This is a genomic window from Pseudoclavibacter terrae, assembly GCF_008831075.1.
GTDB lineage: Bacteria > Actinomycetota > Actinomycetes > Actinomycetales > Microbacteriaceae > Pseudoclavibacter > Pseudoclavibacter terrae.
The window spans coordinates 981,201-1,004,795 of sequence record NZ_WBJX01000001.1; the positions used below are offsets into that span (position 1 = coordinate 981,201).

Annotated in this window: 25 protein-coding genes; 14 read left to right on the top strand and 11 right to left on the bottom strand. The window is 67.4% G+C overall.

The genetic code is table 11. The features are described 5' to 3' along the window. The first annotated feature begins 21 nt into the window (after window positions 1-21). The 3 genes from F8O03_RS04565 to ilvA are packed head-to-tail and all read left to right on the top strand — an operon-like array spanning window position 22 to window position 3,108. Complete coding sequence (locus F8O03_RS04565; RefSeq protein ID WP_151422795.1) at window positions 22-591, top strand: LemA family protein; 570 nt, start codon at window positions 22-24, stop codon at window positions 589-591. Window positions 592-631: 40 nt separating this feature from the next. Next, the gene (locus tag F8O03_RS04570) at window positions 632-1,864 is read left to right on the top strand and encodes an AI-2E family transporter (protein ID WP_104253678.1); all 1,233 of its coding nucleotides are present in this window, start codon (window positions 632-634) and stop codon (window positions 1,862-1,864) included. Further along, window positions 1,861-3,108 carry a threonine ammonia-lyase gene (gene ilvA / locus F8O03_RS04575; RefSeq protein ID WP_104253677.1) on the top strand — a complete coding sequence of 416 codons (1,248 nt, stop codon included), beginning with the start codon at window positions 1,861-1,863 and terminating at the stop codon, window positions 3,106-3,108. The genes F8O03_RS04570 and ilvA overlap by 4 nt, the downstream gene beginning before the upstream one ends. A gap of 87 nt (window positions 3,109-3,195) precedes the next feature. Here the strand turns inward: ilvA and greA are convergent, their stop codons facing one another. Both greA and F8O03_RS04585 read right to left on the bottom strand, forming a co-directional pair. After that, window positions 3,196-3,681, bottom strand: a complete 486-nt coding sequence (greA, locus tag F8O03_RS04580) for a transcription elongation factor GreA (RefSeq protein WP_151422796.1) — start codon at window positions 3,679-3,681, stop codon at window positions 3,196-3,198. Between the two features lie 67 nt (window positions 3,682-3,748). After that, complete coding sequence (locus tag F8O03_RS04585; protein WP_151422797.1) at window positions 3,749-4,204, bottom strand: DUF4307 domain-containing protein; 456 nt, start codon at window positions 4,202-4,204, stop codon at window positions 3,749-3,751. Window positions 4,205-4,300: 96 nt separating this feature from the next. Here F8O03_RS04585 and mca point away from each other — a divergent pair, with 96 nt between their 5' ends. Both mca and F8O03_RS04595 read left to right on the top strand, forming a co-directional pair. Continuing rightward, complete coding sequence (gene mca / locus F8O03_RS04590) at window positions 4,301-5,197, top strand: mycothiol conjugate amidase Mca (RefSeq protein WP_244295904.1); 897 nt, start codon at window positions 4,301-4,303, stop codon at window positions 5,195-5,197. After that, window positions 5,197-5,565, top strand: a complete 369-nt coding sequence (locus F8O03_RS04595) for a hypothetical protein (protein ID WP_208851786.1) — start codon at window positions 5,197-5,199, stop codon at window positions 5,563-5,565. Before mca ends, F8O03_RS04595 begins: the two co-directional genes overlap by 1 nt. A 10-nt stretch (window positions 5,566-5,575) precedes the next feature. On the opposite strand, the gene trhA is transcribed toward F8O03_RS04595, so the two are convergent. Further along, window positions 5,576-6,223 (bottom strand): PAQR family membrane homeostasis protein TrhA, encoded by a 648-nt coding sequence (gene trhA, locus F8O03_RS04600; protein ID WP_151423105.1) that lies wholly within the window; start codon window positions 6,221-6,223, stop codon window positions 5,576-5,578. Between the two features lie 166 nt (window positions 6,224-6,389). Here trhA and F8O03_RS04605 point away from each other — a divergent pair, with 166 nt between their 5' ends. From F8O03_RS04605 to F8O03_RS04615, 3 genes are all read left to right on the top strand, one after another. Further along, window positions 6,390-7,166: an isoprenyl transferase gene (locus F8O03_RS04605; protein WP_374953918.1), complete on the top strand. Its 777-nt coding sequence runs from the start codon at window positions 6,390-6,392 to the stop codon at window positions 7,164-7,166. A 256-nt stretch (window positions 7,167-7,422) separates the two neighbouring features. Beyond that, window positions 7,423-8,742, top strand: a complete 1,320-nt coding sequence (phoH2, locus tag F8O03_RS04610; protein WP_244295968.1) for an RNA 5'-3' helicase PhoH2 — start codon at window positions 7,423-7,425, stop codon at window positions 8,740-8,742. Window positions 8,743-8,992: 250 nt separating this feature from the next. Continuing rightward, window positions 8,993-9,481 (top strand): prepilin peptidase, encoded by a 489-nt coding sequence (locus tag F8O03_RS04615; protein WP_167516470.1) that lies wholly within the window; start codon window positions 8,993-8,995, stop codon window positions 9,479-9,481. Between the two features lie 105 nt (window positions 9,482-9,586). On the opposite strand, the gene F8O03_RS04620 is transcribed toward F8O03_RS04615, so the two are convergent. From F8O03_RS04620 to fbaA, 6 genes are all read right to left on the bottom strand, one after another. After that, window positions 9,587-10,990: a class II fumarate hydratase gene (locus tag F8O03_RS04620; protein ID WP_416375834.1), complete on the bottom strand. Its 1,404-nt coding sequence runs from the start codon at window positions 10,988-10,990 to the stop codon at window positions 9,587-9,589. Window positions 10,991-11,049: 59 nt separating this feature from the next. Beyond that, window positions 11,050-11,697: a DUF4245 domain-containing protein gene (locus tag F8O03_RS04625; protein ID WP_151422800.1), complete on the bottom strand. Its 648-nt coding sequence runs from the start codon at window positions 11,695-11,697 to the stop codon at window positions 11,050-11,052. Beyond that, complete coding sequence (locus F8O03_RS04630) at window positions 11,697-11,921, bottom strand: exodeoxyribonuclease VII small subunit (protein ID WP_374953913.1); 225 nt, start codon at window positions 11,919-11,921, stop codon at window positions 11,697-11,699. The genes F8O03_RS04625 and F8O03_RS04630 overlap by 1 nt, the downstream gene beginning before the upstream one ends. 5 nt (window positions 11,922-11,926) lie before the next feature. Next, window positions 11,927-13,207, bottom strand: coding sequence for an exodeoxyribonuclease VII large subunit (gene xseA / locus F8O03_RS04635; protein WP_244295909.1), 1,281 nt, complete (start codon window positions 13,205-13,207; stop codon window positions 11,927-11,929). A 170-nt stretch (window positions 13,208-13,377) separates the two neighbouring features. Next, complete coding sequence (locus tag F8O03_RS04640; protein ID WP_151422801.1) at window positions 13,378-13,824, bottom strand: DUF6264 family protein; 447 nt, start codon at window positions 13,822-13,824, stop codon at window positions 13,378-13,380. Beyond that, window positions 13,821-14,846 carry a class II fructose-bisphosphate aldolase gene (fbaA, locus tag F8O03_RS04645; protein ID WP_151422802.1) on the bottom strand — a complete coding sequence of 342 codons (1,026 nt, stop codon included), beginning with the start codon at window positions 14,844-14,846 and terminating at the stop codon, window positions 13,821-13,823. The genes F8O03_RS04640 and fbaA overlap by 4 nt, the downstream gene beginning before the upstream one ends. 232 nt (window positions 14,847-15,078) lie before the next feature. On the opposite strand from fbaA, the gene glpX reads away from it, so the two are divergent. Further along, on the top strand, window positions 15,079-16,011 hold the full coding sequence (gene glpX, locus F8O03_RS04650; protein ID WP_244295971.1) for a class II fructose-bisphosphatase: 933 nt from the start codon (window positions 15,079-15,081) through the stop codon (window positions 16,009-16,011). 111 nt (window positions 16,012-16,122) lie between these two features. Here glpX and F8O03_RS04655 read toward each other — a convergent pair whose 3' ends face one another. Continuing rightward, entirely contained in the window at window positions 16,123-17,355 is a 1,233-nt protein-coding gene (locus tag F8O03_RS04655) for a DNA recombination protein RmuC (protein ID WP_151422803.1), read from the bottom strand. Between the two features lie 30 nt (window positions 17,356-17,385). After that, window positions 17,386-18,015, bottom strand: coding sequence for a 3'-5' exonuclease (locus F8O03_RS04660; protein WP_151422804.1), 630 nt, complete (start codon window positions 18,013-18,015; stop codon window positions 17,386-17,388). A 242-nt stretch (window positions 18,016-18,257) separates the two neighbouring features. On the opposite strand from F8O03_RS04660, the gene F8O03_RS04665 reads away from it, so the two are divergent. The 5 genes from F8O03_RS04665 to ychF are packed head-to-tail and all read left to right on the top strand — an operon-like array spanning window position 18,258 to window position 23,536. Beyond that, complete coding sequence (locus F8O03_RS04665) at window positions 18,258-19,139, top strand: PIG-L deacetylase family protein (protein WP_167516471.1); 882 nt, start codon at window positions 18,258-18,260, stop codon at window positions 19,137-19,139. Beyond that, entirely contained in the window at window positions 19,136-20,059 is a 924-nt protein-coding gene (locus F8O03_RS04670; RefSeq protein ID WP_151422806.1) for an ATP-grasp domain-containing protein, read from the top strand. The genes F8O03_RS04665 and F8O03_RS04670 overlap by 4 nt, the downstream gene beginning before the upstream one ends. Next, window positions 20,056-21,354, top strand: a complete 1,299-nt coding sequence (locus F8O03_RS04675; RefSeq protein WP_151422807.1) for a glycosyltransferase family 2 protein — start codon at window positions 20,056-20,058, stop codon at window positions 21,352-21,354. The genes F8O03_RS04670 and F8O03_RS04675 overlap by 4 nt, the downstream gene beginning before the upstream one ends. After that, on the top strand, window positions 21,351-22,436 hold the full coding sequence (locus F8O03_RS04680; RefSeq protein ID WP_151422808.1) for a hypothetical protein: 1,086 nt from the start codon (window positions 21,351-21,353) through the stop codon (window positions 22,434-22,436). The genes F8O03_RS04675 and F8O03_RS04680 overlap by 4 nt, the downstream gene beginning before the upstream one ends. A gap of 26 nt (window positions 22,437-22,462) precedes the next feature. Then, entirely contained in the window at window positions 22,463-23,536 is a 1,074-nt protein-coding gene (ychF, locus tag F8O03_RS04685) for a redox-regulated ATPase YchF (RefSeq protein WP_104253660.1), read from the top strand. Window positions 23,537-23,595: the final 59 nt, after the last annotated feature.

The window sequence follows — 23,595 nt, forward strand, 5'->3', positions numbered from 1 at the left end:
GATGCGGGTTACCATTCCGGCATGCTCGAAGTCTGGATCGCCGTCGGAGCCGTGCTCCTCATCGTCATTGCCATCGCCGTGTACGCGGTCGCCACGAGCCGCTCGTTGAAGCGGCTGCAGGCACGCGTGGATGCAGCCTGGACTGACATCACCGCGCAGCTCGTCGCGCGCGAGGAACTCCTTCCCCAGCTCGAGAGCAGCGTACGAACCTTCGCAACGCACGAGGACAAGGCCTTCGCCGCGTTCGACGAGGCGCGTCAGGCCAGCTCCCAGGCGGAGACACCGGAAGAGGTGAGCGCTGCCGAGAACCGCGTGCAGGGCGCGCTCCGCGGTCTCTTCGCCGCCGCAGAGGCATACCCGCAGCTGCAGGCGAGTCGGGAGTTCCTGCAGCTGCAATCCGACCTCGTCGACGTGGAGAACCGCATCCAGGCATCGCGCCGCTTCTACAACGGAGGCGTTCGCGAGTACAACACCAAGGTCAAGGTGTTCCCGAACAATCTCGTCGCGGGCCCGCTCCACTACGAGCAGCGGTCGTTCTTCGAAGTGGCCGACCGGGCCGCCATCTCGCAGCCCCCACGGGTGCAGTTCTAGTGGCACCGACGCGCCAGCGGGCGCTCCTAGTATTGAACCTATGACCGAACGAGACCTCGACGAGACGACCGCCACGGCGGCCTCGACGAGAACCGGCTCCACGCTGGCGCAGAATCCCTCGCCAGCGCTGCGCAACGAGAGCGAAGACGAGCTCGTCCCACGAGGCCTTCGCATCGGCGCTGCCTGGGCCTGGCGCAGCGTGGCGATCCTGCTCGCGCTCATCCCGCTCGGCTGGCTCGTCACCCAGGCGTCGCTCCTCGTGATCCCCCTGCTCGTGGCCGCACTGCTCGCATCGCTGCTGGCCCCACTCATGAAGTGGCTGGTGGGGAGCGGGCTGCCGCGCTGGGCCGCGCTCATCCTGTCGCTCATCGTGCTGCTGGTCGCCATAGGCACCCTCATCACGCTCGTGATCAGCCAGTTCGCGCAGGGATTCAACCTTGACCTCGGGAAGCTCGAGGCGCAATACCAGCTGGCCCTGCAGTTCCTCAGGGACTCCCCGCTGCACGTCACCGAGGAACAGGTCGACGCCGGTCTGAGCGAGATCGTCGACTGGGTGCAGTCGAACGTCAACTCCATCGCATCGCAGGCTGTCTCTGTCGGGTCCAACGTCGCCGCGTTCCTCGCCGGGACGCTCGTCACCGCGTTCGCGCTGATCTTCTACCTGCTCGACGGCCGCAGCATCTGGCTCTTCATCGTGTCGATCTTCCCCAAGAAGGCGCGCGCCGCCATCGACGGAGCCGGGCAGCGCGGGTGGATCTCCGTGGGCCACTACGTGCGGGTGCAGGTGCTGGTCGCCCTCATCGATGCTGTCGGCATCTACCTCGGTGCCGTCATCCTCCAGGTGCCGTTCGCGCTGCCGATCGGCGTCATCGTGTTCCTCGCCTCGTTCGTGCCCTACATCGGAGCGATCTCGGCCGGCACGATCGCCGTCGCGGTCGCACTGGCGTACAACGGCTTCCTCAACGCCCTCATCATGCTCATCGTCGTCGTGGCCGTCATGCAGATCGAGTCGCACATCCTCCAGCCGCTGATCATGGGCAGCGCCGTCAAGCTGCATCCGCTCGCCGTGCTGCTGTCGGTGAGTGCCGGAACCATCTTCGGCGGCATCGCCGGAGCCGTCTTCGCGGTCCCGCTCGTCGCAGCGGGCAAGGTCATGGTCCAGTACATCTCGCGGGGCTCCTGGCGAGACGAACCCGACCCGACCAAGATCACGAAGCCCCCAACACCCCAGCGCGAGAAGTCGCAGCGCGAACAGAAGGCAAGCACGGTATGACCGCTCCCACCATCACGCTGGACCAGATCGTCGCGGCACGCGAAATCGTGCGGCAGGTCATCTCGCAGACGCCCATCGACTCGGCGCGCTTCCTCTCGGAGAAGCTCGGCTCGCCCGTGCTGCTCAAGTGCGAGAACATGCAGCGCACCGGGTCGTACAAGATTCGCGGCGCGACGTACCGCCTCTCGCAGCTGAGCGAGGAGCAGCGGTCTCGCGGCGTCGTCGCCGCCTCGGCAGGAAACCATGCGCAGGGCGTCGCGTTCGCTGCGCGAGAGCTCGGCATCAAGGCGACGATCTTCATGCCCGTCGGCGTTCCGCTTCCCAAGCTGCAGGCCACGCGTGGCTACGGCGCCGACGTGGTCCTGACCGGTGTCAACGTCGCCGACGCTCTGGTCGCGGCGAAGCAGTTCGCGGTCGACACCGGGGCGGAGTTCATCCACCCCTACGACCACGCCGACATCATCACGGGGCAGGCCACGCTCGCGCTCGACATCCTCGAGCAGGCACCCGACGTCGACACGATCATCGTGCCCATCGGCGGCGGCGGCCTCATCTCGGGCGTCAGCGTCGCGGCGTCGCTCCTCGGCGAGCAGCGCGGCCGACCGATCCGCATCATCGGAGTCCAGGCCGCGAACTCCGCGCCCTTCCCGGTCTCACTCGAGGCGGGCTACCCGGTGAAGATCCAGGCGCGGCCGACGATCGCCGACGGCATCGCCGTCGACGTGCCAGGGGACATCACGTTCGAGGTCGTGCGCAACCTCGTTGATGAGGTGGTCACGGTCTCCGAGGACGACATCTCGCGGGCGATCCTGCTGCTCGTCGAGCGCGCCAAGCTCGTCGCCGAGCCAGCAGGGGCGACTGCCGTCGCGGCGATCCTCGCCGGCAAGATCAAGGACGCGGGCACGACCGTTGCGATCCTCTCCGGCGGCAACATCGACCCGCTCATGCTCGAGAAGGTGCTGAGCCGCGGACTCGCCGCATCCGATCGCTACCTGAAGCTCGTCATCGAGCTGCAGGACGTGCCGGGACAGCTCGCGCTCATCGCGAAGACCATCAGCGAGGTCAACGCGAACGTGGTCGAAGTCCTGCACACGCGCCACAACAAGGGCCTGCAGGTGAGCCACGTCGAGCTCGAGGTCTCGGTCGAGACGCGCGGCACCGAGCACTCTCATCAGGTGATGGATGCGCTTCGCGCGCTCGGCTACCAGCCCCGCACCAGCCGCGACGCGGCCCCGATGCCGTGACCCGAGCATCCGGCCAGCCCTGACACAGAAGAGGACCTCCCGCGGGAGGTCCTCTTCTGTTGCACCGCGCGAGCGCTGCGGCGGATGCTACGGGTGGAAGGTCTCGACCTCGACGATCTCGACGTCGATGGAGTTGCCGTTCGGCGCCTCGTAGCTCGTGGATGCGCCGACCGCGAGGCCCAGGATCGAAGCCCCGAGCGGGCTCTCACCCGAGTACACACGCAACTGCGTCTGCGAGGCCATCTCGCGGCTGCCGAGGAGGAACTTCTGCTCCTTGCCGCCGATCTTGGCCGTCACGACCGTTCCGGTCTCGACGATGCCGGACGCTTCTGGCGCCTCGCGGACCTCGGAGTTCCTCAGCATCGTCTCGAGCTGATTGATGCGGGCCTCGATCTTGCCCTGCTCGTCCTTCGCCGCGTGATAGCCGGCGTTCTCCTTGAGGTCGCCGTCTTCGCGCGCCTCTTCGATGCGCTTGGCGATCTCTTCACGACCGTTCACTGCGAGCTCGTCGAGCTCCGCCTTGAGGCGGTCATACGTCTCCTGGGTGAGCCAGGTCACCGATGGGTTAGCCATGCTGGAACTCCTTGTGCAGCCGGATACGACCAAAGCCCTGACGCGAGTCAGGGCCTCGAGCGCCATTCTACGGCAACCAGCATTCCTTCACCAAAGCTGTCGTGCCCGCCTTCGTCGTCCGGACCTGGGCATTCAGCACCTGGGACGCCTCATCGGTGGGCGGGACGTCCACGACATCCCAGCCGACGACTGCCTGCTGCTCGTCGCGGATCTCGATAGCGCACGTCACCTCGGTGCCCGCCGGGGCCGTGATGCGGTAGTCGAAGCTCACGTTCGCGTCGTCCAGGATCGAGAACCGGACGGTGTCGGCACGGATCGCCGACGAGGAGACCGGGCCGACGGTCGTCGTCGCCCAGAACGCGACGACCGCGATGACGAAGATCCCGACCACCATCCAGATCCACCGCTCCGGCTTCTTCTCGGAACGGGGGGCGCGCGCGCCATATCGATCGGCGAGATCAGCCCGATCGACGAGGTCAGCTGCGGGGGTGGTCGCGGCGACGGTTTCGCGTTCAGCTGACACTGGGGGTTCCTCTCGGCGGGAGGGTGTGCACGGCCAGAAACTGGCGGCCGCGCGAGATAGGCTCTGTACCTAGGTTAACGTTCCACGAGGAGACCAGTGACACTTCGACTGATGGCGGTCCACGCCCATCCCGATGACGAGTCCAGCAAGGGCGCGGCGACCTACGCTGCGTACCGCGCGAGGGGTGCTGAGGTCATGGTGGTCAGCTGCACCGGTGGCGAGGCTGGCGACATCCTCAACCCGGGGCTCGAGTCCGTCTTCCACGCGCAGCGTGACCTCGCTGGCCTCCGCCGCGTCGAGATGGCCGCAGCGCAGGAGTTCCTCGGCGTCGAGCACCGGTGGCTCGGGTACGTCGACTCCGGGATGGCGTCGGAAGATGGCTCGCTGCCCGTGAACTCGTTCGCGAGCATCCCACTCGACATCTCCGCGCGACCGCTGCTGCGCCTCGTGCGCGAGTTCCGCCCGCACGTGCTCGTCACGTACGACGAGAATGGCGGCTACCCGCACCCGGACCACATCCGCACGCACGACGTCTCCATGCGCGTCTGGCGCGAGTCCGGACTCGCGTCGCACCCCGAGCTCGGCCCGCCCTGGCGCATCTCGAAGCTCTACTACGACCGTACGATGAACGGGAAGCGGGCGGACAGCCTCCTGCAGCACATCAAGGGGCTCGACCCTGAATCCCCGCTCCTCGAGCGCCTCGAGCAGATGCTCGCCTGGATGCGCGACAAGCCGAGCAACGTCACGACCCAGATCCAGATCGACCAGTTCTTCGACGCCCGCGACTCGGCCCTGCGTTCGCACGCGAGCCAGGTGGCGCCCGACAGCGGCTTCTTCGCGATTCCGCGCGACATCGAGGCGGCGGCCTACCCCTACGACGACTTCGAGCTGGTGGACTCACGCGTTGATGCGCCGACGCCGGAGACCGACCTGTTCAGCGGTGTCGACGAGCGCAACGACGACAAGCAGCGCGCCCAGGGGGCTTCCGAGTGATGCTCGTCGCACAGGCCCAGACCTGGGTGCTTGCACTCGCCGCGACCGCGCCGACGCCGGGGGAGGAACTGCCCTTCAACCCGGATGACGTGACTCCGGGCCCGCTCGGCTTCTTCGTCTTCATCTTCGTCGCGGTCGCGACCGGACTGCTCGTGATGGACCTGATCCGCCGGACGAGCCGCGTCCAGGCGCGAGCGCGCATCCGCGAGCAGCTGCAGGCCGAGATCGCTGCGGGAAAGGCGGCTGACACCGCGGCCGGCGAAGGGCCGGAAGGCTCGGGCGCCGCGGTGCCGGCAGATGCCCACCCGGACGGCCAGGCCGCACCGGAGGCGCAGCCAGCCGCAGACGAGAAGAAGACCGCCGACTAGGCCGGTCCGCCTATCCGGTGAAGACCGGCGGGTCGATGCACAAGAGCAGGATGCCCGTCCACTGGCTCAGGAACGCCAGCACGGTGAAGACGTGGAACAGCTCATGGAAGCCGAAGTGGCCTGGCCAGAAGTTCGGACGCTTGAGCGCGTAGAAGACCGCGCCCACGGTGTAGAAGAGGCCTCCGACGACGATGAGCACCACCGTCGCCACGTTGACCGCCGCGATATCGCCGAGGTACGCGACGGCCGCCCACCCGAGAGCGATGTACAGGGCCACGTAGAGCCAGCGCGGCGCGCCGATCCAGAACACGCGGAAGCAGATGCCGAGCAGCGCGGCGCCCCAGACGACGGTGAACAGCGGCCACCCCTTCTCCGGCGGCAACGCGACCAGCGCAATGGGGGCGTACGTCCCCGAGATGAGCAGGAAGATGTTGGCGTGATCGAAGCGCTTGAGCGCGACACGGGTCCTCTCGCTCCAGTTGAAGCGGTGGTAGAGCGCTGAGATGCCGAACAGCAGCCACGAGCAGAGGGCGTACAGCGCGCAGGCGAGCTTCGCGGTGGTGCCCTCAGCGAGCACGATGAGCACGATGCCAGCCACGACCGACACGGGAAGCGTGCCGGCGTGCACCCAGCCGCGCCAGGACGGCTTCGCCTCCATGACCGGCGCCCCTGACTCCGCCTCGAGCACGGGCAGGTGCACCGCGGGCTCGGGCCCCGGGTCGAGTTCATCGTCTGCGTGATGTTCTGAAGCCACCCTCGAACTCTACGCGGCCCCGTGCACGTGCATCCGACCCGTGGTCCGGTACGTTGGCTGAACCATGTCGATGATTCCCACCAGCTTGCGGAGCTTCCTGTACGGGTTGTACACGAGGCGGCTGCGTCGATCTCTGCACGGACGTCCCAAGCCGAAGCACGTCGCGATGATCATCGACGGCAACCGGCGCTGGGCCAAGCAGCTCGGCCTGCGCGACGCCGCGCAGGGGCACGCGGCGGGCGCGGCCAAGATGATGGAGTTCCTCGCCTGGTGCGACCGGGAGGGAGTGCAGGTCGTCACGCTCTACCTGCTCTCGAACGACAACCTCAGGAACCGCAGCAGCGAGGAGCTCGACGCCCTCATCGACATCATCGAGAAGCTCGCGATGCAGATCGCCGACAACGCGCGCTGGCGCGTGCACCACGCAGGGTCGTCGGAGCATCTCCCGGCCGGACTCGGGGCGACGCTCGAGCGCCTGCAGCGTGACACGGCTCAGCGTCGCGGCATGCACGTGAACCTCGCCGTGGGCTATGGCGGGCGCAGCGAGATCGTCGACGCGATGCGTCGGATCGTTCGCGCGCACGCCGCAGACGGAGGCGATGTCGCCGCACTCGCGGACATCCTCACCCCCGACCTCATCGCGGAGCACCTCTACACGGGCGGGCAGCCGGACCCCGACCTCGTGATCCGCACCTCGGGTGAGCAGCGGCTCAGCGACTTCATGCTGTGGCAGTCGGCCCACTCGGAGTTCTACTTCGTCGAGGCGCTCGGACCCGACCTGCGGGAGGTCGACTTCCTGCGCGCCCTGCGCGATTTCGCATCGCGCCAACGCCGCTACGGGCAGTAGCGGCCGCGCTCCCAGACACGAGCCAAGATTTAACGTTCGCCTGCGCGTGGCGTGCTCGGCATCGTCGTACGTTAATGCCATCAGGTACGGTGCCTGATCGAAACGGCCACAGGTTCCCGAAGTTCGTTTCACCCTACCGAGTGTCCCTGTGGTCGACGTAACCCAACGACGAGCGAGAGCTTGGCGAAGGAGCGGAACTGCCGTGACACCCGCACAGCGCAACACCGACCACCTCGAGAACGAGGAAGGGAGCGCCGTGCACGTCGCGGTTCCCGACACCGCGACCTCGACCCGCACCTACGTGCTCGACACGTCGGTGCTCCTCAGCGATCCGAGGGCCCTGTTCCGTTTCGCGGAGCATGCCGTCGTCATTCCCGTCGTCGTCATCACGGAGCTCGAGAAGAAGCGGCACGACCCGGAGATCGGGTACTTCGCACGCCAGGCGCTCCGGTTCCTCGATGAGCTGCGCATGAAGCACGAGCGCCTCGACTTCCCGATCGCCATCGGCGAGGCGGGTGGCACGTTGCGTGTCGAGCTCAACCACTCGAACATGAGCGTGCTGCCCAGCGGGATGCAGCTCGGAGACAACGACACGCGCATCCTGGCCGTCGCGCAGAACCTGGCAGGTGAGGGGCTGGCGGTCACCGTCGTCTCCAAGGACCTTCCGATGCGCGTCAAGGCGTCGGCGATCGGCCTCGCCGCCGAGGAGTACCGGGCCGAGCTGGCTCGCGACACCGGCTACACGGGGGTGGCGGAGATCTCGCTCGGGGCGGACGAGCTCGACACGCTGTACACCGACGAGACGGTCGCCACCGGGGCTGTCGACGAGCTGCCCGTCAACACGAGCCTCGTGATCCACTCGGATCGAGGCTCCGCGCTCGGACGCGTGTCGGGGAAGGGCGCCGTCCGACTCGTCCGAGGGGATCTGGATGTGTTCGGCGTGCACGGGCGTTCGGCGGAGCAGCGCCTCGCGATCGACCTGCTCCTCGACCAGTCGATCGGCATCGTGTCGCTCGGAGGTCGCGCGGGTACTGGGAAGAGTGCCCTCGCCCTGGCCGCGGGACTCGAGTCGGTCCTCGAACGCGGGCTGCATCGCAAGATCATGGTCTTCCGCCCTCTCTTCGCGGTGGGCGGGCAGGAGCTCGGCTTCCTGCCCGGTGACCAAGGCGAGAAGATGAATCCATGGGGGCAGGCGGTCTACGACGCCCTGTCGGCGATCGTCTCCGAGAACGTCATCGACGAGGTCATGGATCGCGGCATGCTCGAGATCCTTCCGCTCACGCACATCCGCGGGCGGTCGCTCCACGACGCCTTCGTGATCGTGGATGAGGCGCAGTCGCTCGAACGGAACGTGCTGCTCACGATGCTCTCCCGTATCGGCAAGAACTCGCGCGTGGTGCTCACCCACGACGTCGCCCAGCGCGACAACCTGCGTGTCGGCCGGCATGACGGCGTCGCCTCGGTGATCGAGACGCTCAAGGGGCACAAGCTCTTCGCCCACATGACGCTGACGAGGTCAGAGCGCAGCGACATCGCCGCGCTGGTCACCGAGCTGCTGGGAGACTACGAGGTGTGAGGCTGAGCATGTCCGTGCGTTCTGCCCGGAACGCACTCCGGGCGGTCACGGCGCTCTCGGGCTGTGGATAACTTCTGCGGTGCACGAGTGAGGTGACTAGCGTTCTGGCATGGCAGAGAGAGCGAGGGGGAGCTCTCCTGCTGTGACGCGGCTGGGCTCCGCGCGCGAACACGGGGGAGCGCGGGGCCCAGCCTCATCGTCACAGCGGTGGGGTTTCGGAGGGTTGCTGTGCGGAGGCGCCCTGGTCGCCGTGGCGATCGCCGCGGCGGCTGCCGGGCACCTCGGCGAGCTCCCGGTGATGGTCGCGCTCGCGATCGTCACGCCCCCTCTCGTCGTCACCGACGTCAGGGAGCACCGACTGCCGAACCCGCTCGTGGCGTTCGCCGCGCTCGGCCTGCTGCTCGCATATTGCCTCGACTGGCTCCTCACCGGGAGCCTCGACCCGGGGGCGATCATCATCGGCATGCTGGTCGGAGCGGCGCTCCTGCTCTGCTCGGTGCTTGGCGGGCTCGGCATGGGCGACGTGAAGCTCGGGGCCGTCCTCGCGTCCGCGGCGGCTCTCGTGCATCCCTCCCTCGCAGGTGTCCTGGTCTTCCTCGCCATCCTGTTCGGGGGGCTGCAGAGCATCATCGTGCTCGTGTGGACCCGGGATCGGCGGCGGAGCATCGCGCTCGGGCCGGCGCTGCTCGCCGGGTACTGGCTCCCCGTGGCGTGGCTGGCCGCGGCCCACTGGGTGTGAGCCACTCGCTTGCGACGCTGCCCGCCCGTTCGAGGACGACGCCGGGGGATGACAGCAATGACCCGCCGTGTCTCCACGGCGGGTCATTGCTGTGCAGACGCGCGCCTACAGGTTCGGCGAGGTCATGCTGAGCACGTCGAGCTTCTCGTCGAGCTGCTCTTCCGTGATGTCGCCGCGCTCGACGTAGCCGAGGTCGATGACGGCCTGGCGCACGGTGACCTTGTTGGCGACCGAGTACTTCGCGATCTTCGCGGCAGCCTCGTACCCGATGATGCGGTTGAGCGGAGTGACGATGGACGGGGACGACTCGGCGAGGGCGCGAGCACGCTCTTCGTTGGCGACGAGGCCGTCGACGGTCTTGTCGGCGAGCACGCGCACGCTGTTCGCGAGGAGGCGGATGGACTCGAGCAGCGCGGTTCCCATGACGGGGATCTGCACGTTCAGCTCGAACGAGCCGGAGGCTCCGCCGAAGACGATGGCTGCGTCGTTGCCGATGACGCGTGAGGCCACCATGAGGACCGCCTCCGGCACGACCGGGTTGACCTTGCCCGGCATGATCGAGGAGCCCGGCTGCAGGTCGGGGATCAGGATCTCGCCGAGGCCGGTGTTCGGCCCGGATCCCATCCAGCGGAGGTCGTTGTTGATCTTGATGAGGCTCACCGCGATGGTCCGCAGCGCGCCCGAGGCTTCGACGAGGCCGTCGCGTGCACCCTGTGCCTCGAAGTGGTCGAGCGCCTCGGTGAGCGGGAGCTTCGAGTCGTCGGCCAGCTCGGCGATGACCTGCTGCGAGAATCCTGCCGGGGTGTTGATGCCGGTGCCCGTCGCGGTGCCGCCGAGGGGCACCTCGGCGACGCGTGAGATCGTCGACTGCACGCGCTCGATCCCGAGGCGGATCTGCCTGGCGTACCCGGCGAACTCCTGGCCGAGCGTGACCGGGGTCGCATCCATGAGGTGCGTGCGGCCGGCCTTCACGGTGGTCGCCCACTGCTGGGCTTTGCGCTCAAGAGCCTCAGCGAGGTGCTCGAGACCGGGGACGAGGTTGTTGAGCAGCGCGTCCGTGACGGCGACGTGCACCGATGTCGGGAACACGTCGTTCGACGACTGCGACGCGTTGACGTGATCGTTCGGGTGAACGGTCTCGCCGAGGCCTCGTGTCGCGAGTGTCGCGAGGACCTCGTTGATGTTCATGTTCGACGAGGTGCCGGAGCCGGTCTGGTAGACGTCGATCGGGAACTGGTCGAGGTGCTCTCCGTCGATGATCTGCTGCGCGGCAGCCACGATGGCGTCGGCCACGGGCTGCTCGATGATGCCGAGCTTGGCGTTCACGATCGCGGCGGCGCGCTTGATGCGCGCAAGGGCGATGATCTGGCCCGCTTCGAGGCCCGCACCGGAGATGGGGAAGTTCTCGACGGCGCGCTGGGTCTGCGCAGCGTAGAGGGCGTTCTTCGGAACGCGGACCTCGCCCATCGTGTCGTGCTCGATGCGGTACTCGTCTTGATTTTCCACCACGTTGTGTGACCTTTCCAGGTAGCCGATCTCTGTAGAAGCCAGCCTACCGAGTGCTGGCCTCAGCCGAGGTCGGCGGCGACGAGCTCCGCCAGTTTCGTGACGGTCTCCGGCCTGTTGTTGCCGTAGACGAGGTATGCCTGGTCGCCCTGCTCGTGAACGAGCATGTACGCACGGTTGCCGGCGTCTTCCGGGCTCAGGTTCGTTGCGTCGTACTCGACCCAGTCAAGGCCGCCGACCTGCACGGTGCCCGTCGGCGTGCGCTCGCGCGTCGCGTCCAGCAGCCAGGTCGGGTTGATGCCGATGCCCTGGCTCACACCCACGTACTCCGTCGGGGCCTCCTTCGGGCCGACGAGGAAGCCGATGTACCACTCGCTCACGCCGTCGGCGCTGGTGCGGATCTCCGCCTCGTTCGCGGTCCAGTCAGCGGGAACCTGCGGCACGACGAGCGGCTCGGCGAAGTCGCCCTGCGCGCTCTGCGCTTCCGAGGCGAAGTCGACGTCGAAGGACACCGGCGTCTCGTTGCGGGGCACGATCGCGACGATGAAGATCACGAGGCCGAGCGAGACGAGGAGCGAGTAGACCAGGTTGTTGATGGTCTTCCGCTTGCGGTAGAGGCGCGAGGACTCAGCTTTGCGGGCGAAGGTCTCCTCCGGAGTCTCCGGTCGGCCGAGCTCAGCGACGATCGGGGGCTGCTTCGGCTTGGCCATCAGGACTCGTCGGTGTCGTCGGTGCGCCGGCGTGCCGCCTCGAGGCGCTTGCGTGCGCCGAGAAGCCACGACTCGCAGTGAGCCGCCAGCTGCTCGCCGCGTTCCCAGAGCTTGAGCGAGGCCTCCAGCGAGGCGCTGCCCTGTTCGAGCTGGCTCACGACGGAGATGAGCTCGTCGCGTGCCTGCTCGTAGCTGAGCTCTGTGATGTCGGACTGTTCCTGCATGGTGGTCATTCTACGTTCGCCTCCGTTGCGTCGTTCGAGACGCCGGTCGTGATGATGGGCTCGCCGCCGAGGGACGAGGCCGTGATGCGGCCGTCGGCCGTGCGGATGCGGAGCTCTGCGGATGCCGGGGCGTCCTGCCACGCCGTGACGAGCGTCCGAGTGGCGCCGTCGACGCGCTCGACGATCGAGTATCCGCGCTCGAGCGTGCCCTGCGGGGAGAGGCCGCGCAGGTGTCGGGCCAGCGACTCGAGCTTGTCCTGTTCTCGGTCGATGCGTCGGGTGATGAGCTCTTCGCCGCGCTGCGAGGCGCGCATGAGTTCCTCTCCGCGCTGGTCGATGATCCACGACGGGTTGGCGAGCGCCGGGCGAGACACGAGGGACTCGAGCGCGTTCGACTCGCTGCGAACGCGGTCGACGATGCGCTGCAGGATTCGGGACCTCGCCTGCTGGACGCCAGCGAGTTCTTCCGCCACGTCTGGCACGACGCGCTTGGCGGCGTCCGTCGGGGTGGAGGCTCGAAGGTCGGCGACGTCGTCGAGGATCGGGCGATCGGCTTCGTGGCCGATGGCGCTGACGACGGGTGTCGACAGCTCGGAGACGAGCCGCACGAGGCTCTCGTCGCTGAAGGGGAGGAGGTGCTGGAAGTCGCCGCCGCCCCGCGCGACGATGATGACGTCGACCTCTGGGTCTGCGTCGAGCGCCAGCAATGCGGCCGAGACCTCGGCGACCGTGCGCTCGCCCTGCACGGAGGTGTGGATCGTGCGGAACTGCACTGCTGGCCAGCGGAGCTCCGAATTGCGTCGCACGTCCTTCTCAGCATCGGACTCGCGCCCGGTGATGAGTCCGATCGTGCCTGGCAGGAAGGGGAGCGCCTTCTTTCGGCCATCGGCGAAGAGGCCCTCGGAGGCCAGCTGCTTGCGGAGCCGTTCGAGTCGTTCGAGGAGGTCGCCGAGGCCGACGTGCCGCAGGTCGGAGACCTGCATGGAGAGCGTGCCTCCCTTGACCCAGAAGTCGGGCTTGACGCTCGCGATGACCCGATCGCCTTGCTTGAACTCGCCGTCGAGACGCTGGACGACGCTGCGCCAGGCGGTGACCGAGAGCGTGGCGTCCGCGTCGAGGTCCTTGATCTTGCCGTAGGCGTGCCCGCCTCGGATGCTCCAGCCGGTGAGCTCGCCCTCGATCCAGACGGAGCCGAGGCGCGCGATCCAGTCTCGGACGAGTTCGGAGACGACGCTGACCGGCCAGGGTGCATCCGGTGTCGACTTCGGGGGCTGGATGACGACCACGTGCCTCTTTCGCAGATCTGGGCTGTCCCGCGCGGACGCGGTCGGGACTGCGCGTCAGGACCGACAGATTCGGCCCTGGCTCGCGATATCGAGGATATCGCGAGCCAGGGCCGAGTTCTCGTCCCTGTGGAGAGCGCGAGGCGCTCGTCGGCGCCGTCGCGCGTGTCCCGTCAGGTGGACGTCGGCGTCGCGGTCGGCAGTGCGCCGCTCGAGAGCGCCTGGAGCAGTTCCCCGTGCAGCAGGATCGCGGTCAACGTGAGACCGAAGATCGTGACGAGGGTGACGACGGCACCGATGATGGGGATCCACATGGCGCGCTTGCCTGCTTTCCAGCGGATGAGCGTGAGGTACAGCGTGAGCGCGTAGATCGCGGGAAGCACGAGGATCGCCGTCGTTGACAGCAGACCGAGCCCTTCAGGCCGGACGTAGTCGCTGATCCCGAAGTCCTCGTAGAGCAGAGCCATCTGGCCTGCCAGCGAGTTCTCCGTGAACGTCGTCATGTTCAGGATCGTGGCGACGAGGCCGAGCACCAGGAACCCGATGCCGAGGAAGCGGTCGTTCTTTCGCTTCGCCTCCTGCAACGAGTCCTGCTGCTCGGCTCCCGGCGTCACGCTCACGCGGCTGAGTGACCGAACGAGCCGAGCTGCTTGGTGGCTTCGACGACTCGAGCCGCCATCGCGGTCTCGGCCTTCTTGCCCCACGAGCGGGGGTCGTAGACCTTCTTGTTGCCGACTTCCCCGTCGATCTTGAGGAAGCCGTCGTAGTTCTTGAGTACCGTGTCGGCAACCGAACGGCTGAACGCGTACTGCGTGTCCGTGTCGATGTTCATCTTGATGACGCCGTTGCGGACTGCTTCGGCGATCTCTTCGTCGGTGGAACCCGAGCCGCCGTGGAAGACGAGGTCGAGCGGCTTGGCCGCGGTGCCGTACTTCTCGGCCAGGCCCGCCTGGATCTCTGCGAGGAGTTCGGGACGGAGCTTGACATTGCCGGGCTTGTAGACGCCGTGGACGTTGCCGAACGTGAGCGCGGCCATGTAGCGGCCGCGGTCGCCGAGACCGAGGGCTTCGACGGTCGCGATCGCGTCATCGAGCGTCGTGTAGAGGTGCTCGTTGATCTCGTGGGCGACACCGTCTTCTTCGCCGCCGACGACACCGATCTCGACCTCGAGGATCTGGTTGTTGGCCTGGGTGAGCTTGAGGATCTTCGACGCGATCTCGAGGTTCTCGGCGAGCGGCACAGCCGAGCCGTCCCACATGTGCGACTGGAAGATCGGCTCGCCGCCGCGCTTGATCTGCTCGGCGGATGCCTCGAGGAGCGGGTAGACGAATCCGTCGAGCGCGTCCTTCGGGCAGTGGTCGGTGTGCAGCGCGACCGTGATGGGGTAGTTCTTCGCGACCTCGTGTGCGAATGCGGCCATGGCGAGCGCGCCGGAGGCGCGTGCCTTCACGGACTGGCCGGCGAAGTAGTCGGCGCCGCCCGTCGTGACCTGGAGGATGCCGTCAGAGCCGGCTTCGGTGAGACCCTGGAGGACGGAGTTGATGGTCGACGAGCTGGAGACGTTGATCGCGGGGTACGCGAAGCCGCCTTCCTTGGCTCGGTTCAGCATCTCGGCGTACTGGTCCGGTGTTGCGATGGGCATGTGTGCTCCTTCAGCGCTTGGAACTTACGCGTGAAGTCTAGCCAGGGCCGCCGACTTTCTCCGAGCGCGCGTACTAGGGTTGGGAACTGGATAGCGCGGAGCAATGGTGTCGTGTGATTGCTCGGCGAGAACGTCCACAACGCCAGCGAAAGGGACCCCTGTGACCTCAACTTCCGCCACTCCGACTCCTGAGCACGGGCAGCTCTTTGCGAACCCGGACCGCAACCTCGCTATGGAGTTGGTGCGCGCAACCGAGGCCGCTGCCATCCGAGCGACGCCGTTCATCGGGCGAGGCGACAAGAACGCGGCCGATGGTGCCGCGGTCGACGCCATGCGCAAATTCCTCTCGACCGTCGACTTCGCCGGCGTCGTCGTGATCGGCGAGGGCGAGAAGGATGAAGCCCCGATGCTGTTCAACGGGGAGCAGGTCGGCAACGGGCAGGGCCCTGACTGCGACATCGCGGTCGATCCGATCGACGGGACGAGCTTGACCGCCGCTGGGCGCCAGAACGCCTTGAGCGTCATCGCCGTCGCTGACCGCGGTTCGATGTACAACCCGAAGGATCTCTTCTACATGGAGAAGATCGTGACCGGCCCGGAGGGGGTCGGTGTCATCGATCTCGCTCGCCCGATCGGCGAGAACATCCGTGCGCTGTCGAAGGCGAAGAACAAGCCCGTCGAGGACATGGTCATCGCCGTCCTCGATCGGCCGCGCCACGAAGAGCTCATCAACGAGATCCGCGAGGCCGGTGCGGGCACGCAGCTCATGCTCGACGGTGATGTCGCTGGCGGCATCAACGCGGCGCGGGGTACCGGGCGCATCGACATGTGCGTCGGCATCGGCGGAACGCCGGAGGGCATCATCACGGCCTGCGCGATCAAGGCCCTCGGCGGCGTGCTCCAGGGCCGCTGGTACCCGCGCAATGCGGAGGAGCGCGAGCGGGCGATCGCGGCTGGACATGATCTGGATGCCGTGCTCACGCAGGACGACCTGGTCCGCACCGAGAACACGTACTTCGTCGCCACGGGTGTCACCGACGGCGGTCTGTGTGCGGGTGTCCGCCGCGTCGGCAACCGCATCATGACGGATTCGGTTGTGCTCCGCTCGCGTTCGGGCACGGTCCGCAGGGTCACGGCCGAGCACCTCGCTGACAAGTGGCTCTGACCCGGATCTCTTCCTGACATATTCGCTGTTCTCCGACTGCGACGCCCGCCACCAGGCCGGCGCAGCAGTCGGGGAGCAGCGATGTTTCGTCCAGGCGGGTCGGACTGGGCGTCAGCGCCCGCTCGGCCCGCTCTCTGCCGCTGCGGACAGCGCGGTCTCGGTCAGCTCTGGTGCCGTGAGCCCACGGAGCTGGTCCTCGACTGCGCGCGGGGTGGAGATCGGCGAGCCGATGTTGAGCGCGTCGAGTTTTCGGGCGGTTGGCAGCACGCGTGTCTCGAGCGAGCCGAGGAACGCGTTGTAGCTGGTCGTCGCCCCTGCGAGCGACCGACCGAGCTTGTCGATATGGGTCGCGAGGGTGCCGAGGCGTGCGTGGAGTTGCGTGCTCAGCTCGAAGATCTCGTGTGCGCGGTCTTCGAGGACGTCCTGCTGCCAGGCGTACGCGATCGCGCGGAGCGTGGCCCACAGCGAGACTGGCGAGGTGACCGCGACGCCACGGTGGATGGCGTCCTCGAGCAGCGAGGGATCGGCGGCCACGGCTGCTGAGAGCGCCGACTCGCTCGGCACGAACGCGATGACGAGCTCGGGCGAACCGGAGACCGCACCGGGGTATCCTCGCGCGGCAAGCGCCGTGACGTGCGCCCGGAGGGCTTTCGCATGCTCGCCGAGGAGGGTGCGCCGCCTGCTGGTCTCCTCCTCGTCGCCGAGCTCGCTGAGCTGGCTCGCTGCGAGGTACTTGGCCATAGGCGCCTTCGCGTCGATGACGAGGTGCTTGTCGCCCGGAAGGTGCACGAGCATGTCGGGGCGCCCCGCTCCCTGCTCGCCGCTGACGCTGACCTGCGTGTCGAAGTCGACCCGTTCGAGCATGCCGGAGGCCTCGACGATGTTGCGAAGCTGTGCCTCGCCCCACACGCCCCGTGCCTGATTCGACTGAAGTGCAGAGGCGAGCGAGTCGGTCGTCGCTCTGAGTCGTTCGTCTGCCTCGTGCTGGTTGCGGAGCTGCTCGCTGAGCTCGCCATGCTGCTGGAGTCGCTGCTCTTCGATGGATGCGACGGCGCGGCGCATGAGCTCGAGCTGCTTGTTCACCGGGGCGAGGGCCGTGAGCACCTGCTGCTCACCGACCTCCTTCGCTCTGCGTGCCTCGAGCTGGGCTCGCTCACGCGCGAGGACCCCCTCGAGGTGATGTTCCGCGGTCGCACGCGCCTCGTCTGCCCCTTCGGCTCGAGCGCTCGCGCCGGCAAGCTCGGTTGCGAGCTGCTGGCGCTGCGCCGCGCCGCGCATCGCGGCGACGGCGTAGCCGACGACGAGGCCGAGGAGGAGCCCGATGGCGAGGAGAAGAAGGTCCATATGTCCACCCTCGCAGGTGCCACCGACATTTCAGGCGAAGGTGGCCGCCGCGGTGAGTGTCGCCGCGCGTTCCCGCTCCTGATCGAGTTCGATCCGCTCGATGGCGACGTCACGGCTCGTGGCCAGTGAGGCGAGGTCCGGAGCGCCGAACCGGCGTGCGGTGTCGATGACGATGGCGGCGCTCGCCTCTGCATCCGACACCGGGTCGTGGTGGACCAGCGTCCGGAATCCTGCGGCTTCGGCAGCGACCGGGAGCCGATACGAGTGCAGCTCGTAGCTTCGGCGCGCCAGCCGGAGCGAGCAGAAGTAGCGCAGGGCCGGCAACGCGGTCTTCGTCGCGAGGCTCGTCGCCAGCAGGACGCCGATGTCGAACCTCGCGTTGTGCGCGACGAGCACGTCGTCGCCGAGGAAGGCGAGCAGCGCAGGCAGCTGTCGCTCCCAGGGTTGGGCCGCGCGGGTCATCTCCCGGCTGATGCCGTGCAGCTGGACGTTGAACGGGCGGAACTCATCGTGAGCGCTCGGCGGTCGGATGAGCCAGGTCGCGCGATCGGCGACGCGTCCGTCGCGGATTCGGACCAGACCGACCGCGCACGCCGAGGCGGGGGAGCCGTTGGCGGTCTCGAAATCGATCGCCGTGAAGTCGATGGTCACGTCGTCCATGCTCGCATGAGGGGCTGTGGACGGATGCTCTTCGACCAGATTCGAGCAGATGTTGGACTAACTTGGCGGACTAGTGCGCCGGACCTGTGAGGGTGGGGGAGAAGTGCCCACACTCCGCTCGATAGCGACCTGTCGGCCCGGGATATCATTCCGATTCGATGCAGGACAGTTCGACCCTGCGCAGGAAAAGTTGGAGAATCTCCATGATCGTCGCGGTCCTCGGGGCTTCAGCGTGTCTGGGCTTGACCCTCTACGTCGCCGTACGCATGGACCGGGCGCTGGTATCGGCGGAAGTCGGAGCTCCGGTGCGCTGGATGCTGCTGCTCTTCGCGAGCGTGCTCGGGCTCGGCTACTTCTTCCTGATCTTCCACGCTCCGGGAGTTCCCCATACGCCAACGCAGCTGGAGGTCCTCGGCACGGTCGCGCTCTGCCTGGTCACGGCTCTGTTCGTGGTCTTCATCGAGGCGGTGCACGCCAGGAGGTCACCCGACGCGCAGTCGAAGCGAGTCCTCGTGGTCGGCGCGCATCCCGATGATCTGGAGCTCGCATGCGGCGGCACCGTCGCGTCGTACGTGGACGGAGGGCACCAGGTGAAGGTCCTCGTCATGAGCCGTGGTCAGCAGGGCGGGAACCCGTCCGTGCGTCTTCGCGAGGCGCACGCGGGCGCAGCGCTCCTCGGGGTCCACGACGTCACCGTGCATGATTTTCCCGACACACAGCTCTCGAACGCCAATGGCGGCATGATCCGCACCATCGAGCGCGCCATCTCGACGTTCGCGCCGACGGTCATCCTCACGCACTCAGAGCACGATCACCACCAGGATCACCAGGCTGTGCACCGTGCGGTCCTCCGAGCGGGCCGACAGGCATCCTCCATCCTCTGCTTCGAGTCGCCATCCGTCACCAGGCACTTCAATCCGGCGATGTTCGTGGACATCGACGCGTTCATCGACGTCAAGGTCAAGGCAGTCCAGACCCACCGCGACCAGGCAGGAAAGCCCTACATGAGCTCGAACCGGGTGCGCGGCATCGCGGCGTTCCGTGGCGCGCAGGCCAAATGCGACTACGCGGAGGGCTTCGAGCTCGTGCGGTATCTGCAGAACACAGGAGGACGGATCTCATGATGAGGACAGTGGTGGTCACGGGGGCCGGGGGGCCAGCAGGGAAGGCGCTCGGAAGGCAGCTGGCCGCTCTGCGTGCCAAGGGCTGCGAGCTCCTCTCGATCGGCACCGACACCCGCGCCCTTGTGGATGCCAACTTCGCCATGACGGTGCAGGTGCCGAGAGCGGATTCAGCGCAGTACGCCCCCGCGCTTCGCGAACTCGTCGCCCAGACGCGGGCGGACGTCGTCATTCCGACGGTGTCGGAGGAACTCGTCCGGATCGCCGGGATAGCCCACCTGCTGGGGGAAGACGAGCGCGCTCCGGCTGTTGTCGTGTCCACCCCCGCGGCGACCACGTTGTGCGAGGACAAGCTCTTCACCATGTGGGCGCTGGAGGCCGCTGGCGTCGCCGTCCCGAAGTTCGCCGGTGGCACCGAGCACGGAACAGCCAGGAGTGCGCTCGACGCCTTCGGTGGACCGGTCATCGTGAAGCCACGCGTCTCCCGCGGCGGGAGGGGGGTCCGGCTCGTGGAGGATCCCCGCGACGACTGGGGAGGGGTGGACGCTCGAAGCCTCATCCAATCCTTCGCACCCGGTGTCGAGTACGCCCCGCAGGTGTACCGCTCCCCAAGGACCGGTGCGGTCAGCATCGTCGTGCTCGAGAAGACGGTGCTCAGGGAGGGTCGTGTGGGGAATGCCGTCGAGACGAGACGGCTGCCCGCGCACGAGGCCGCCGATGTCGCCTGGCTCGCGGCATCCGCCGTCACCAAGCTGGGGCTCGTGGGTCCGATCGATCTGGACATTCGTCGAGATGAGCAGGGAGTACCCGTCGTGCTCGAGGTGAACGCTCGTTTCGGTGCCAACTCCGAGCACGCTCCTGAGCTGCTCGACCTGGTGCTCGATGACTGGGCTCCCGCCATGGAGGAGCTGGCCACTGCATGACTCCGTGGATCCACTGGCCGCTCCTGGTGCTGGGGACGATCATCCTCGTGCTCGGTGCGCTCAAGCTGATCTATCTGCCACTCGCGGCCGGGTTCGAGCTCGCAGGGTGGCACAGGCGTCGCCGACGTCGGCGACGCCATGTTGCGACGACGATCTTCGGCGATCGCGCCCCGTTCGTCAGCGTCGTCGTTCCCGCCTTCAACGAGGCGAACGTGCTCGAGAACTGCGTCAGGTCGCTGATGCGCTCGAGGTATCCGGCGTTCGAGGTCATCCTGGTCGATGACGGATCAACCGACTCGACGTTCTCGCGCATGCAGGAGCTGGCCGCCGAGCATCCGGGCGTCACGGCGCTGACGAAGGCGAACGGCGGCAAGGGCTCAGCGCTGAACGTCGGCATCAGGGCATCCCGGGGTGAGGTGCTGCTGCTGAGCGACGCCGATGGTGTCTTCGGTCAGGACGCGCTCGCCACCATGGTCGACGCGTTCACCGACACGTCGGTTGGTGCGGTGTGCGGCGATGATCGGCCGGTGAATCTCGACCGCGTGCAGACCCGGTTCCTTGCCGTCATCAGCCACGTCGGCACGGGTCTCGTGCGGCGTGCCATGCACGTGCTGCGCTGCCTCCCGATCGTCTCAGGGAACATCGGTGCCTTCCGTCGCGACGTGCTCGAACGCAGCGGCCTCCTTGCCGAGGACACGCTCGGCGAGGATCTCGAGCTGACCTGGCGTATCTATCGAGCCGGGTATCGGGTGGCGTTCGCACCGACGGCTGTCGTCTATGCGGAGAGCCCTTCGACGCTCAAGGGGCTGTGGCGCCAACGGGTGAGGTGGGGGCGTGGTCTGCTGCAGACCTGCCGCAGGCACGCCGACATGATCGGGAACCCTCGCTACAGGGCCTTCGGCCTGTCACTGCTCTATCTCGTGGGCACGTCGATCGTCGTCCCGATCGCGCAGCTCATGATCGTGCCCTTGCTCATCATCGCGCTGATCCTCGGTGACAGCTCTGCCGTCGCGGCTGATGTGTGGCAGTTCGTGCTCTGGCTGGGGCTGCCGGTCGCCGTCCTCTTCCTGCTCGTCGCCCTTGCGCTCAACCGCGCATGGGGAGATCTGCGCTTCGCGTGGACGCTCCTCTTCTGGCCTGCCTACTCGGCGCTCATGAGCCTCGTGTTCGTGCGGGCGCTTTCCCTTGAACTCCGAAAGGCCCCCCAACGATGGAACAAGCTCGAACGAACCGGCGTCGTCTCCCGCACGGGCACGGAACTCGAGCTCGCCGGCTTGTCGCTCTCGGCCTCGTGAGCACGGTCATGTTCGTGGGCCTGAACGCCTGCGCTGAAGAAACGCAGCTCGTCTATCCGGAGGTACGGGCGGTGAGCCTCGGCTTCGAGGACGTCGCAGATGCCGACACGGATTGGGCCGCGGTCCGAGCCGACCTCGAGTCCGTGCATGCGAATGCCGTGCATCTCGCAGTGGGGCGTGTCGAATGGTCGGCCTTCCCCTGGGCGAAGCACGCCGATCGCACTGCCTCGATCGTCGAGGAGACCGGCACCGACTACGTGCAGCGCGCGATCGACGAAGTTGGCACCCAGCCGGATGGGACACCTCGGCGGATCGTGCTGACGATCGACGCGCTGGTCCCTGAGCTCATCGCCGCAGATCCCGAACTCGCCGGGGTGGACGCGTCTGGCCGCCGGTCGGAGTCGTTCGCATCGGCGTCGGCGCTCGCGGAGGGGACCGTGGGGGACAGGCTCGTGGAGATGGTCGAGTATGTGGCGAGGACGTACGACGCCGACGAGGTCACGCTCACGGAGCTCATGTTCGACGGGTCCACGTTCGGTGACGATGACCTCGAGCTCTACTCGGGAATGTTCGGGGCGGTCGACTGGCCGCGAGACGGCGACGGCGAGATCGACAGTGCCCATCCGTCGATCGGCGCCTGGCGCTCACAGGTGATCGCGCAGCTCGCGTCCCGTGCCCGCGAGGCGGCGAATGCGGCCGGCAGCGAGCTGGCGTTGGACGTGCGGACATCCTGGGTCGATCCGGTCTCTGGACGCGCGGAGAGCGGCCACGACCTGACCGTGGTGGCGGGCTCGGTCGATCGGATCATCGTCTGGAACTACTTCGGCATGAGCGGTGCGTCCGGCGGCGACTCCACCGACCTCACGCGCGCGTACCGGGACGCGGGTATCGATCCCGCGATGGTGACGATGTCGGTGGGGATGTGGACCGATCGCGGTGCGGAGCTGGTCGACCCGGCTGACTTCGGAGATGGCGTGCGTGCATCCGCGAGCCACGGGGTGACGAGTGTCGCCGTCACGCCACGTTCGCTCATGACGCGCGCGCACTGGGACGCGCTCGCCTCGGTCTGGAGTGCCGAATGACGCTCGGCCCCGTACGATAGACCCTCGTGGCTCTTACTCTTGGCATCGTCGGCCTGCCCAACGTCGGCAAATCGACCCTTTTCAACGCACTCACGAAGAACCAGGTTCTCGCGGCGAACTACCCGTTCGCGACGATCGAGCCGAACGTGGGGGTCGTCGAGCTGCCCGACGCTCGCCTGAAGGTGCTCGCGGAGATCTTCGGCTCGGAGCGCATCCTCCCGGCCGCGGTGTCGTTCGTCGACATCGCAGGCATCGTGCGCGGTGCGAGCGAGGGTGAGGGGCTCGGCAACCAGTTCCTCGCGAACATCCGTGAAGCGGATGCGATCGTGCAGGTCGTGCGCGGCTTCGAAGACGGCGACGTGGTGCACGTCGACGGCAAGGTCGAGCCGGCCAGCGACATGGAGACGATCAACACCGAGCTGATCCTCGCCGATCTGCAGACCATCGAGAAGGCGCTCCCGCGGTTCGAGAAGGAAGTCAAGCAGAAGCGTCTTGACTCGTCCGTGCTCGAGGCGGCGAACGAGGCCAAGGCGGCGCTCGACGAGGGAACGCTGCTCTCGGCGACGAAGATCGATCTCGAGCCCATCAAGGAGCTCGGCTTGCTGACGGCCAAGCCCATGATCTTCGTCTTCAACATCGACGAGGCCGCGCTGAGCAGCGAGGAGAAGCTGGCCGAGCTGGCCGCGCTCGTCGCACCCGCGAAGGCGATCTTCCTCGACGCGCAGACCGAGTCGGAGCTCATCGACCTGGACCCGGAGGAGGCGGCAGAGCTGCTCGCGTCGCTCGGTCAGGACGAGTCGGGCCTCAGCCAGCTCGCGCGCATCGGCTTCGACACGCTCGGCCTGCAGACGTACCTCACCGCCGGCCCCAAGGAGTCGCGCGCGTGGACGATCCGCAAGGGCTGGAAGGCGCCTGCCGCTGCGGGCGTCATCCACACCGACTTCGAGCGCGGCTTCATCAAGGCCGAGGTCATCTCGTTCGATGACCTCGTCGAGACCGGATCCACCGCCGAGGCTCGCGCCAAGGGCAAGGCCCGCATGGAGGGCAAGGACTACGTCATGCAGGACGGCGACGTGGTCGAGTTCCGCTTCAACGTCTAGCGGTGCCCACGGTCACCGTCTGCTTCGAGCAGGCAGCCTCGGACCGTCGATGTAAAGGA